The organism is Paenarthrobacter nitroguajacolicus, from assembly GCF_007786235.1.
In the GTDB taxonomy this organism is placed as follows: domain Bacteria; phylum Actinomycetota; class Actinomycetes; order Actinomycetales; family Micrococcaceae; genus Arthrobacter; species Arthrobacter nitroguajacolicus_A.
The window spans coordinates 146394-159233 of the sequence record NZ_VNFK01000011.1; the positions used below are offsets into that span (position 1 = coordinate 146394).

Sequence of the window (12840 nt, forward strand, 5' to 3'; positions counted from 1 at the left end):
ACAGCAACTCAACCGGGAGTCCTCTGCATGAACCGCAGCCGCAGCAAACTGGTGGCCTTCGCGGGGCTGGTGATCGCCGTCGTCGTACTTGTGGTGGCCATGGTGGGTGGCGGCGGGCTGACGGCGCCGTCCACAGCGCCGCCCTCCAGCGTTCAAACCACGACGCCGGAACCCGGCACCGCGCCGACCGCACCGGTGGTTGCAAACCCGTCCGCCCTGCCCACCATCAACGCCTCGCAGTTACCCAAAGAAGGCCGGCAGACACTGGCCCTTATCGCGAAGGGTGGCCCGTACCCGTACGACCGCGACGGCGTTAACTTCGGCAACTTCGAGGGCCTGCTGCCCAAGAAGTCCGGTGGCTTCTACAAGGAGTACACGGTCCCCACTCCGGGAGAATCGGACCGTGGCGCCCGCCGCATCATCGTAGGCAAGGACGCCGCCAAGTACTACACCCCGGACCATTACGAGTCGTTCAAGTTCATCGTCGAAGGCAAGTAGGAGCCCATGAAGATCTATTCCGCAGACACCTGGACCCTCGAAGAACTGCAGGAGCAGATTTCCGACGCAGGCCGCAGGACCGTAATGGTCCCACCGGCCACCACCAAGCAGGCCGTCCTTGAGGTCTTCGGACAGGTCCTGGACTTCCCGGAGTACTACGGCGTGAACCTGGACGCCCTGAACGACTCCCTGCACGACTACGCGGATGCGCTCTCGGAGGACGACGGCAGCCCGGTCACCATGATTTGGCAGGTCCCCGCGGCCTACCGCACGGATCGCTCCTTCGGCGTCGTGTGCGAAATCCTGCAGGACGCCGAGCGCTACGCCGGCCGGGATCTGGCGGTCATCGCGGTCTTCGAGCACTAACTGCGCCGACGTACCTTTCGTGCTGGCCAACGCCCGGACAGGAACCGCCTGGAATGACCATGCGGCGAGCTGAGACGTAGCCCAGCGTTGGTTCCCATGGGTTGATGAATCGAGTCGAAAAGCGCCTTAGTGCTGAATATTCGCCAATCGTGACGCGAAAATTAGATCATTTCTTGATTTTTTTCATATGTTTCAAGAATTTGAAATTTCGCCTATCGACTGAGCGAACGGCACTATGCTTTGACATGCGGTGCAAAGTATCGCCAGGTCAAATTTGCTGTCGGAGAAGAAGCTCGACTACTAAGTCGGCGCGCAAGACATGAGATGGGAAGCCGGAAAGTGTCGATAAGAATTCCTGAACGCCGGGAACGCCGGGAACGCCGGGAACGCTGGGCAGGGTATGTGGTGGCCTCGCTTGCCACAGGCGTCGCGCTGGCTATTTCGTCTTGTTCCGGTGCGGCGGGTAGTTCAATCACGCCGGACCCATCGGGAAAAGTTCAGCTGGATTACGAGAACTCTCTCATCGTATTCCCAGTTGACGCGTACAGAATTTCGACCCATGATCGCTCTCGGATTCTCCTTGCGAGGGAAGTCATCATGACTACGTGCATGAAGAAATTCGGCTTCATCGATGATCCGAATGCTGCCTATCCGAAGGCAGAAAACCGGAACTACGGCGTGTGGAACGTTGATCGAGTGAGGCAGAACGGATTCCGGCTTATTGGGGAAGACGCTCAATCGAACCCGGAGCACGATAAGGCGGGCTCGTGGGGTGATGCCAGATACGAGTGTCTTGCCAGCGAAAAGAGCAAGATCGATGAAGTTACTCCATCGGATGATCTGATGAATGGCGGTGTTGCAGGTGAAATTGCTTTGAAAAGCCTGGCAATGGCCTCAGAAACTGATGCCTGGAAAAACGCCAAAGACGACTGGGACAAGTGCATTTCAGCGGCCGGTCTGACGCCGGGACGGGACACCACCAAAGCGAAGTGGTCGAGCCAGCAGTCCTTTGACCTGCAGCTGAGGACCGATCAGCGAAACCCTTCAAAGTCAGACGCAGCTGAGGGCATCCGAATCGCCACGATTGAGGCCGAGTGTAATCAGGAAGTACGACTAACCCAAACGCTCGGTGATATTCAAGCAAGCTACCAGTTACCGCTCATTAGGCAGAATGAGGAAGTTCTTGCTGAGCTCAAGAAGGAGAGCCAGAAGTACGTGGATGCCACTGAGAAGCTCCGGCCCCGGCATTAACGTCGCTGGCCCGCATTTCCGTCGTTGAGCAGCAACGGAAATGCGGGCCAGCCACGTTCCTGGGGCTAGGCGTTCGCGATCAGCCCCAGTTCGGCCTTGGAAGCCAGCGCGCTGTGCTTCGGGAACACGCGGACGGTGTAGCCGAACGAGCCTGAGCGGTTGATGACCAAGGATCCGTGGAAGAGATGGCGTCCGCCGCCGAGGTCCTCCACGGAGTCCAGTTCGGCCACCACGATGTCCTCAAGCTCGTCCGATTCCTCGGCGCGTCCGAAGGCCACCTCCACGGAGACATCGTCCGGGGTCAGGTTGTTGAGGGCCACGTAGGCGTTGACCTGGAGTGTGTCGCCCACCTGGGGTTCCTCGGAGACACCCACGGAATCCACGTGTTCCACCACAACCTCAGGCCATGCGCTGCGGACCTTGGAGGTCCAGGCAGCGAGTTCCTTGGCTTCCTTGAAGGATTCGGCCACGGCGCGGCGCCCGGATACGGCGGCCGGGCAGTAGAGGTTGTTGACGTAGTCGTGGAGCATGCGTTCGGCCGAAACCGCGGGGCCGAGGTGTGCCAGGGTGTGCTTGATCATGGACACCCAATGGGTGGGCACGCTCTCACGGCTTGATTCCGACGGTCCTGCAGCGCCGGCTCCCTGGGCCACGGTGGTGCCGTAGAAGCGCGGAGCCACCTGGGTTTCCAGCAGCTCGTACAGTGCCGACGCTTCGATGTCGTCGCGTTCCTCGGAGGACGAGTTGTTGTTGGCAGTGGGGATCGCCCAGCCGTTTTCGCCGTCGTACATCTCGTCCCACCAACCGTCCAGGACGGACAGGTTGAGCGAGCCGTTGATGGCGGCTTTCATGCCGGACGTTCCGCAGGCTTCCAGGGGACGGAGCGGGTTGTTGAGCCAGACGTCGCAGCCTGGGAACAGGGTCCGTGCCATGGCGATGTCGTAGTTCGGGAGGAAGACGATCCTGTGCCGGACTTCGGGGTCGTCAGTGAAGCGGACCAGGTCCTGGATCATTTTCTTGCCGGCGTCGTCGGCCGGGTGCGACTTGCCTGCGATGACCAACTGGATGGGGTGCTTGGGATCGAGCAAGAGCGCCTTCAAACGTGCGGGGTCGCGCAGCATGAGGGTGAGCCGCTTGTAGGTGGGCACGCGGCGGGCAAAGCCGATGGTCAACACGTCCGGGTCCAGCACGGAGTCAGTCCACGCGAGTTCGGCGTCGGCAGCGCCGCGCTTCTTCCACGAGGCCCGGAGCCGGCGTCGAACGTCCTCAATGAGTTGGGCGCGGAGCTCCCGGCGGAGTGCCCACACATCTTCGTCGCTGACGTTGTAGGCCAGGTCCCAGCGTCCGAGTGCTTCGGCTTCCGCGCCGAACTGGTTGCGGGCCAGGGAGGAGATCCTGGGATCCACCCAGGTGGGTACGTGGACGCCGTTGGTGACGGAGGTGATGGGGATTTCGGAGTGGTCGAATCCTGGCCAGAGCCCGGCGAACATTTCGCGGGACACCACGCCGTGCAGCTTGGCCACGCCGTTGGCGCGCTGCGCCAGGCGCAGGCCCATCACCGCCATGTTGAAAACGGAAGGGTTGCCGCCGTCGTAATTTTCGCGTCCGAGTTCCAGGATCCGGTCGGTCGGCACTGCGGGAGCCAGGCCTGCCTCGAAGAAGTGCTTGATCTGTACGGTTTCGAAGCGGTCGATGCCTGCGGGAACGGGCGTGTGCGTCGTGAAGACTGTGGACGCGCGACCTGCGGCCAGTGCTTCGTCCCAGCTGAGGGGCTGGTTGGGATCGGACATGGCTTCCTGGATGCGTTCGATTCCCAGGAAGCCGGCGTGGCCTTCGTTGGTGTGGAAGACTTCGGGCGCGGGTGTGCCGGTGATTTCCTGGTAAACGCGCAGGGCCTTGACGCCGCCCATGCCCAGGAGGAGTTCCTGCTGGAGGCGGTGGTCGCCGCCGCCGCCGTAGAGGCGGTCGGTGATGCCGCGCGCGGCTTCGTCGTTGGAGGGGACGTTGGAGTCCAACAGCAGCAGCGGAACGCGTCCGACGTCGGCGCGCCACACGTGCGCGTGAAGCTCGCGGCCGTTGGGCAGCGGCAGGGAGATCTGAACGGGTTTGCCGGGGACGCCGTCCCGGGCAGGGTGGCGAAGCAGCGTCAGGGGGAGCCCGTCGGGGTCCAGCACCGGGTAGGTTTCCTGCTGCCAGGCGTCGCGTGAGAGCGACTGCTTGAAGTAGCCGGCCTGGTAAAGGAGTCCGACGCCGATCAGCGGCACGCCGAGGTCGGAGGCCGCTTTGAGGTGGTCGCCGGCGAGGATGCCGAGGCCGCCGGAGTACTGCGGGAGTACCTCGGTGATGCCGAATTCGGGGGAGAAGTACGCGATGCAGGCCGGAGCGTCTTCGCCGAGGCCTTGGTACCAGCGCGGTTCGCTAAGGTAACGGTCAAGGTCGGCCGCGGCGTGCTGCACGCGGTCAACGACGTCGCCGTTGTTGGCGAGGTCCTGCAGTTGTTCGCGGCTGATCGACCCCAGGAGTGCAATGGGGTCGTGCTGCGACGCCTCCCAGAGAGCCGGGTTGAGGCTCGCAAAAAGTTCCCGAGTGGGCCGGTGCCAGGACCAACGCAAATTAGTCGCCAAACGGGCCAGAGGCCGGATGGGCTCGGGGAGGACGGTACGGACTGTAAACCTTCGAATAGCCTTCACGAGCGCCACACTAACTGACTGACATGGCAGTCGGAACTGCTTTGGGTTTCTTTTAGGTAAAAGACATCTTGCGTCGAGGAGAAAGGTCGTGTGCTTAGCATTCTGTGATTTTTGTCGCTAACGTCGTGCTTGTGACGAATACCGTGCGAACCACCACCGCCCTGAAATCCAAGACGAAAACGGACATCACCGACGGACTTCGCTTCGGCCGGTTCCCCATCACGGCCGTCCAGCCGGTGGTTGAGGGTGGCCGTTTCCCGGCGAAGGCCCTGCCTGGGGAGGATCTCGTGGTGGGCGCCACGGTCTTCCGTGAAGGCCACGACCAGCTGGGCGTGTCCGCTGTCCTGCTCGACCCCAGGGGCAGGGAGCGCCAGCGTGTGCGGCTGGCCCCCGCTCAGGGTGAGGAGTGGAAAGGCCTGGACCGCTGGGAAGGCCTCATCACGCCGGCCGGTACCGGCGCTTGGTCATTCGTCATCGAGGCCTGGCACGACCGCTACGGCACCTGGCACCACAATGCCGAGGTGAAGGTGGCCGCCGGTATTGACGTTGAGTTGATGCTCGCCGAGGGCGCTGCCCTCCTTGCGGGTGCTGCGGACGACGCCGGACGCACCGGTGCTGACAAGCGCACCTTGCGTGCCGCTTCCGTCGTGCTGGCCGATACCACCAAGACTGCCGAGGAGCGCCTTGGTGCCGGTTTCAGCCCCGAGGTGCTGGCCGCCGTCGGACGTCTTCCGATCCGTGAACTGGTGACGGTCTCTGAGCGTTTCCCGCTGCAGGTGGAGCGCGATCTCGCTGGCCGCGGTTCCTGGTATGAGTTCTTTCCGCGCTCCGAGGGGGCCGTGGTGGACCACGCCACCGGTGTGTGGACCTCCGGTAATTTCCGCACGGCAGCCAGGAGGCTCGACGCCGTTGCGGACATGGGCTTCGACGTCATCTACCTGCCGCCCATCCACCCGATCGGTTTCCAGCACCGCAAGGGACGCAACAACACGCTGACGCCGGGACCCCAGGATCCGGGTTCGCCATGGGCCATCGGTTCCAAGGACGGTGGCCACGATGCCATCCACCCGGAACTGGGAACGTTCGAGGACTTCGACGCTTTTGTGGCCAGGGCCAATGAGCTGGGACTCGAAGTCGCTTTGGACCTCGCATTGCAGGCCGCGCCGGACCACCCCTGGGTCACGTCCAACCCCGAATGGTTCACCACCCGTGTGGATGGTTCCATCGCCTACGCCGAAAATCCGCCAAAGAAGTACCAGGACATCTATCCCCTGAACTTCGACAATGACCCGACGGGCCTTTCCAAGGAAATTCTTCGGATCGTTCAGCTGTGGATCAGCCATGGCGTGAAGATTTTCCGCGTTGATAATCCCCACACCAAGCCCGTGTGGTTCTGGGAATGGCTGATCGGCAAGATCAACAAGAAGAACCCCGAAGTTGTTTTCCTGGCGGAGGCTTTCACCCGCCCGCCGATGATGCACGCGTTGGGCCGTGCAGGATTCCAGCAGTCCTACACGTACTTCACGTGGCGGAACACCAAGACCGAGTTGGAAGAGTACTTCCACGAGGTCAGCCATGTAAGCCCGGCGTATTTCCGCCCCAACTTCTTCGTCAACACCCCGGACATCCTGACGGAGTACCTGCAGTACGGCGGCCCGGCGGCGTTCCGTATCCGTGCCGCTCTGGCAGCGACAGCAAGCCCGCTCTGGGGTGTCTACGCGGGCTACGAGTTGTACGAACACGTGGCCCGTCCAGGCGCCGAGGAGTACATCGACAACGAGAAGTACGAGTACAAGGCAAGGGACTGGGAGGGGGCCGCCGAGTCCGGACGGACCCTGGCGCCGTACATCACCAGGCTCAACACCATCCGCAAGAACCACTTGGCTTTGGGGGACCTGCAGAACCTCACCCTGCACCGCAGCACGGACGATGCCACGATCGTCTACTCCAAGCACAAGACGTTGCCGGACGGCACCAAGGACACCTTGATCATCGTGGTGAACGTGGACCCCCACAGCACCCGCGAGAGCACGGTTTCCCTGGACCTGGCCGCCCTGCACCTGGACCCCTCCGACCTCAATGAGGACGGTCGGTTCAGGGTGGATGACTTGATCAGCGGCCAGAGCTGGGAGTGGGGCGAGCACAACTACGTTCGGCTGGATGCCCATGTTGAGCCCGCGCACATCCTGAGCATCCGGAGGCAGCCTTAGTGAGTTTTTCTCCGCAGAACCCCAGCCAGTACTTCACTCCGAAGAACACCTTCGAGTTGAACGCCCCAGGTCTCCAGCATGATCCGCACTGGTACCGCAAGGCAGTCTTCTACGAGGTACTGGTGCGGGCCTTTGCGGATGCCAATGGAGATGGTTCCGGCGACTTCCACGGCTTGATCGACAAACTTGATTACCTTCAGTGGTTGGGTGTGGACTGCCTCTGGTTGCCGCCGTTCTTCCATTCCCCGTTGCGCGATGGCGGCTACGACATTGCGGACTACACGTCCGTGTTGGATGAGTTCGGCACCATCAGCGACTTCAAACGGTTGGTTGCCGAGGCCCACGCCCGCGGTGTCCGTGTGATCATCGACCTTCCCTTGAACCACACCTCTGACCAGCACCCCTGGTTCCAGGAATCCCGCAAGGACCCCACAGGACCCTATGGCGATTTTTATGTGTGGAGCGACACGGACGAGAAGTACCAGGACGCGCGCATCATCTTCGTGGACACCGAAGAGTCCAACTGGACCTTCGACCCCATCCGTCGGCAGTTCTTCTGGCACCGCTTTTTCAGCCACCAGCCGGACCTGAACTTCGAGAACCCCAAGGTCATCGAAGCCCTCTATGACGTGGTTCGGTTCTGGCTGGACCAGGGGATCGACGGTTTCCGCGCCGACGCCATTCCTTACCTGTTCGAAGAAGACGGCACCAACTGCGAGAACCTGCCGGCTACGCACCTGTTCCTGCAGGATCTTCGCCGGATGGTGGATGCGAACTATCCGGGCCGGGTGATCATTGCCGAGGCAAACCAGCCACCGCACGAGGTTGTGGAGTATTTCGGCACCGAGGAAGCTCCTGAATGCCACATGGCCTTCCACTTCCCCATCATGCCGCGGCTCTACTACGCCCTGCGTGACCAGAAAGCAGGGCCTATCATCGACACCCTGCGGGACACCCCGGAGATTCCCAAGGGCGCGCAGTGGGGGACTTTCCTGAGGAACCACGATGAACTGACGCTGGAAATGGTTCCCGCGGAAGAACGTGCCGCGATGCTCGGCTGGTACGCCCCGGATCCCCGGATGCGCGCCAACATCGGCATCCGGCGGCGGTTGGCTCCTCTGCTGGACAACTCCCGGTCCGAGATAGAGCTCATCAATGCCCTGTTGCTTTCCCTTCCCGGCAGTCCCTTCCTGTACTACGGGGACGAGATTGGCATGGGCGACAACATCTGGCTCGATGACCGCGATGCCGTCCGCACTCCGATGCAGTGGAACCCGGACCGTAACGCCGGTTTTTCCGGGGCTGATCCGGGCAAGCTTTACCTTCCCGTCATTCAATCGCTGGTTTACAACTACAGCATGGCCAACGTTGAGGCAGAGGCTGCGCACTCCGGTTCGTTGCTGCGCTGGACCCGGCAGATCCTCAGCGTCCGCAGGAACCATCCCGTTTTTGGCTTGGGCGGCTTCCGGCACATTGAGGCGGACCACGAGGTGGTCCTGGCCTACGTGCGGGAACTGGCACCGGGCAACCCGGAAGGGGAGGACGCGGAAACCATCCTCTGCGTTTTCAACCTCTCGCAGCACCCCGTGGCCGCCACCCTTGACCTGCCCGAGTTTGCCGGCCGCGGCCTGCGCGACATTTTCGGCGGCCAGCCCTTCCCGGCCGTCGGCGACAACGGTCACCTGACCGTGATGCTGGGCAGCCACAGCTTCTATTGGCTGCGGGTGCGCTCGGCGTTTTCCAATCCCGCGTCGCCTTTCACCCAGGCGATTCCCGTGGTGACCTCCAAAGGATGAGATGAGCAAGGACAACTTGAACCCCTCCATTGAAGGACTTCTCCGCTCTTGGCTTCCCAGCAAGCGCTGGTTCCCGGTCAAGAGCCCGGACTTTGCGATCAAGCGGGTGGGCGGCTTCAGCCTGCCGGGCACCGGCGGCGACGCCGCGCTGGAGGTCGTACTGCTGGCGGTCACCTACCGGACGGCCGACGGCGGTCCCCGGACTGACGTTGTCCAGGTTCCGTTGAGCTTCCACAGCCAGCCGCTGGCGGACGCGCCGTCAGCGCTGCTGGGTGAGTTCACTGACCCTGAGCTGGGCCTCCGACTGGTGTACGACGCCGTCTACGATTCCGAATTCGTCACCGCCTGGCTGGAGCTCATGCGGAGTGAAGGCACTGCGGCCGGCGCCCAGGGGCACCTCACCCGTGGCCGTGTGGCGCTTCCGGAAAACCCCACATCCGTGCGGGTCCTGTCCGGCGAGCAGTCCAACACGTCCGTGATCATCGACGACGGCGATTCGGCAGCTATCGTGAAGATCTTCCGTGTGCTGGCCGCAGGCAGGAACCCCGAAGTGGAACTTGGCGCAGCCCTGACCGCGGCCGGGACCAGCGAGGTTCCCGCGACGCTCGGTTGGATTACGGGTTCCTGGGGCGAACCGGCGTCGAACGGTTCCACTGCCGCGACAGGTGAACTGACCGTTGCCCACGAATTCCTGCTCGGCGGCCTGGATGCTTGGCGGTTGGCCGTCGATGCCGCGGCGGCCGGCGAGGATTTCACGGCCGAGGCCCGCGGACTTGGAGCCGCTACCGCCTCCGTTCACGCCAGGCTCGCGGAAACCTTCGGCACCGAAGACGGACAGGCGCAAGGCCTGGACATCATCGCGACGGTAGCCCGGCGGGTCCGCCAGTCGTGGGCTGAGGCCGCATCCGCCGTCGGGCCTTATGACGACAACCTGGAAGAGTTGCTGGCGGCTTTGGACCCCCGGGACGTGGGGCAGCTGCAGCGCGTCCATGGCGACCTCCACCTGGGGCAGATCCTCAGGGTGCCAGGCGCGGAGGGAGAACCGGGCCGGTGGGCAATCCTCGATTTTGAAGGCGAGCCGCTGCGGACCATCGACGAACGCAACACACCCGACCTCCCGCTTCGGGATGTCACCGGCATGCTCCGTTCGTTCGACTACGCCGCGGGCGCCGCCGTACGCGAGAACGCGGACGCCAAGGTGCCCGAAACCTGGGTGGATGACTGCTCTGCTGCGTTCCTTGAGGGATACAGCGAAGTCACCCCGGGAACCATAGACCGCCGCTCGCCACTGTTTGTGGCATTGTGGCTGGACAAGGCCTTATATGAGGTGGTCTACGAGCTGCGTAACCGGCCCGACTGGTTGTCGATCCCGGTGAACGCTTCGCGACGAATCCTCGACACTACAAGCCGCGGCAAGCATGCGGCAGCTACAGCGGAAGGTAATGACATGACTGGCTCTGCACGCACCGAACGGCCCCGAGTTCCCCTGCACGTGGACTCCGAGACCTTGGAACGCGTGGCAGCCGGCGCCTACCATGCGCCGCACTCGGTTCTCGGCGCCCACCTGGACGACCATGGCCACGTCACCGTCCGCACCGTGAAGCACTTGGCCAAGTCCGTGGCGGTGGTGACCGAGGCCGGCCGAACCCCCATGGAGCATGAGTCGCACGGAGTGTGGACAGCTGTCCTGGAACCGCTTCAGGCCGGCCATGTGCCGGACTACCGCTTGGAAGTGGTGTACGACGCCGAACCGGTCACCATCGATGACCCGTACCACTACCTGCCTACCGTAGGTGAGGTGGACCTGCACCTGATCGGCGAAGGCAGGCACGAGCGCCTCTGGGATGTTCTCGGAGCGCACGTCCAGCACTACCGCTCCGCCTTGAGCGAAGTGGACGGTGTCTCGTTCGCTGTTTGGGCGCCCAACGCGCAGGCTGTCCGCGTCAAGGGCGACTTCAACGGTTGGGACGGACGTTCCCACGGCATGCGCTCGCTGGGCTCCTCCGGTGTCTGGGAACTTTTCATTCCCGGCGTTGTAGCAGGGGCGTGCTACAAATACGAGATCCTGACCAAGGGCGGGGACTGGGTGGAGAAGGCCGATCCCCTGGCTTTCGGTACCGAGGTTCCGCCGCTGACCGCTTCACGCGTAGTGGACCCCAGCTACCGCTTCAAGGACGCAGAGTGGATGGCTGCCCGAGCGCAGAGGGACCCCCACAATTCGCCAATGAGCGTCTACGAAGTCCATCTGGGCTCCTGGCGGCTGGGCCTTGGCTACAAAGAGTTGGCCAAGGAACTTGTGGACTACGTGAAATGGCTGGGCTTCACGCACGTGGAGTTCATGCCGGTGGCCGAGCACCCGTTCGGTGGTTCGTGGGGCTACCAGGTGACGTCGTACTTCGCGCCCACCTCCCGCTTTGGGCATCCCGACGAGTTCCGGTTCCTGGTTGACACCCTGCACCAGGCCGGAATCGGCGTCCTGCTGGACTGGGTGCCCGCACACTTCCCCAAGGATTCCTGGGCCTTGGCGCAGTTCGATGGCCAGGCACTCTACGAGCACTCCGACCCGGCACTGGGAGAACACCCTGACTGGGGAACCCTGATCTTCGACTTCGGCCGCAGCGAGGTCCGGAACTTCCTGGTGGCGAATGCCCTGTATTGGCTTGAGGAGTTCCACATCGACGGCCTGCGAGTGGACGCCGTGGCCTCGATGATCTACCTGGACTACTCCCGTGAAGAAGGACAATGGCGGCCCAATAAGTTCGGTGGCCGCGAAAACCTCGAGGCGATTTCCTTCATGCAGGAAGTCAATGCCACGGTGTACAAATCCCACCCCGGGGCAATCATCATCGCCGAAGAGTCCACGGCCTTCCCTGGTGTTACCGCACCCACCAACCACGGCGGCTTGGGTTTCGGACTGAAATGGAACATGGGCTGGATGCACGACTCCCTTAAGTACATTTCCGAAGACCCCATCAACCGCAAGTGGCACCACGGGACCATCACGTTCTCCATGGTTTATGCCTTTACCGAGAACTTCCTGCTGCCCATCAGCCATGACGAAGTAGTCCATGGCAAGGGATCCATGCTGCGCAAGATGCCCGGTGACCGTTGGCAGCAGTTGGCCAACCTCCGCGCCTTCTTCGCCTACCAGTGGTCGCACCCGGGCAAGCAGCTCATCTTCATGGGCACCGAGTTCGGCCAGGAAGCCGAGTGGTCCGAACAGTACGGACTCGATTGGTTCCTCGCCGACATCCCCGCACACCGTGGACTCCAGCTGCTGGTCAAGGATCTCAACGAGCTGTATGCCTCCACCCCGGCTCTCTATCAGCGGGATAACGAAGCCGGCGGATTCCAGTGGATCAACGGAGGGGATGCGGACCACAATGTCCTCACCTTTATTCGCTGGGACCAGGACGGCAAGCCGTTGGTGTGTGCCGTGAACTTCTCGGGCGGACCGCACCAGGACTACATCCTGGGTGTTCCGGCGGCGGGGGAGTGGACCGAAGTGCTGAACACCGATGCCGAAACGTATGGCGGGTCGGGTGTAGTCAATGCAGGATCGCTGAAGGCCTCGACGCCGGGGACCGATGGTCAGCCGGCAGCGCTGACCGTCACGCTTCCGCCGCTGGGAGCCTCCTGGTTCACATTGGCTCAGTAACACCCACAGGGTTGGAGGGCTCGGAGCCTTGGCTTCCGGGCCCTCTTCCCTTTGTTTCCGGGGGTTTCGGGGATGCGAGGCGAGCCGTCATTGACTGGCTTTGCCATCTGGGCGGAGTAGGGGTATAGTTAGTACCCGCGCTGCTCCACGAGTAGAGATCGCAAGCTGACAAGAAACCGCAAGGAAAAATCAAGTCAAGCTTGCCGATTTGACTCGGAGGAAGCCAGCCGGTAAGTTTGAAAAGTTGCTCTGGAGCGATCCTGGACCCTGTGGGGTGTGGGTGGTGCCGGTTGTGTCTGTTGTTTGAGAACTCAATAGTGTGCCAAGTTTGTTGATACCGATTGTTTTTTGATTGGTTGAATTTTGCCAGG

At 62.5% G+C, this 12840-nt stretch carries 8 protein-coding genes; 6 read left to right on the forward strand and 2 right to left on the reverse strand.

What is annotated here, in order from left to right; all coding sequences use genetic code 11:
- The first annotated feature begins 27 nt into the window (after positions 1–27).
- The 3 genes from FQP90_RS15005 to FQP90_RS15015 all read left to right on the forward strand — a co-directional run bounded on the left by FQP90_RS15005 (position 28) and on the right by FQP90_RS15015 (position 2115).
- Entirely contained in the window at positions 28–498 is a 471-nt protein-coding gene (locus FQP90_RS15005) for a ribonuclease domain-containing protein (protein WP_144651820.1), read from the forward strand.
- Positions 499–504: 6 nt separating this feature from the next.
- Positions 505–864, forward strand: coding sequence for a barstar family protein (locus tag FQP90_RS15010; RefSeq protein WP_144651822.1), 360 nt, complete (start codon positions 505–507; stop codon positions 862–864).
- 339 nt (positions 865–1203) lie between these two features.
- A complete protein-coding gene (locus FQP90_RS15015) occupies positions 1204–2115 on the forward strand; it encodes a hypothetical protein (RefSeq protein WP_144651824.1) in 912 nt (303 codons plus the stop codon).
- A gap of 65 nt (positions 2116–2180) precedes the next feature.
- On the opposite strand, the gene glgP is transcribed toward FQP90_RS15015, so the two are convergent.
- Positions 2181–4805, reverse strand: a complete 2625-nt coding sequence (gene glgP, locus FQP90_RS15020; RefSeq protein ID WP_208760016.1) for an alpha-glucan family phosphorylase — start codon at positions 4803–4805, stop codon at positions 2181–2183.
- Between the two features lie 125 nt (positions 4806–4930).
- On the opposite strand from glgP, the gene FQP90_RS15025 reads away from it, so the two are divergent.
- Genes FQP90_RS15025 through FQP90_RS15035 form a run of 3 tightly spaced genes read left to right on the forward strand, consistent with a single transcriptional unit; the run spans position 4931 to position 12469 of the window.
- Complete coding sequence (locus tag FQP90_RS15025; RefSeq protein WP_280115985.1) at positions 4931–7015, forward strand: alpha-1,4-glucan--maltose-1-phosphate maltosyltransferase; 2085 nt, start codon at positions 4931–4933, stop codon at positions 7013–7015.
- Positions 7015–8811 (forward strand): maltose alpha-D-glucosyltransferase, encoded by a 1797-nt coding sequence (gene treS / locus FQP90_RS15030; protein WP_144651829.1) that lies wholly within the window; start codon positions 7015–7017, stop codon positions 8809–8811. Before FQP90_RS15025 ends, treS begins: the two co-directional genes overlap by 1 nt.
- Before the next feature lies 1 nt (position 8812).
- Positions 8813–12469, forward strand: coding sequence for a 1,4-alpha-glucan branching enzyme (locus FQP90_RS15035; RefSeq protein ID WP_144651831.1), 3657 nt, complete (start codon positions 8813–8815; stop codon positions 12467–12469).
- A gap of 189 nt (positions 12470–12658) precedes the next feature.
- Here the strand turns inward: FQP90_RS15035 and FQP90_RS23445 are convergent.
- Positions 12659–12840: hypothetical protein (locus FQP90_RS23445; protein ID WP_208760017.1), on the reverse strand; the 182-nt coding region annotated here is incomplete at its 5' end.

Coding starts and splice junctions, on each gene's coding strand:
- FQP90_RS15010 (WP_144651822.1), top strand. CDS start 505: ATGAAGATCTATTCCGCAGACACCTGGACCCTCGAAGAACTGCAGGAG.
- FQP90_RS15005 (WP_144651820.1), top strand. CDS start 28: ATGAACCGCAGCCGCAGCAAACTGGTGGCCTTCGCGGGGCTGGTGATC.
- FQP90_RS15035 (WP_144651831.1), top strand. CDS start 8,813: ATGAGCAAGGACAACTTGAACCCCTCCATTGAAGGACTTCTCCGCTCT.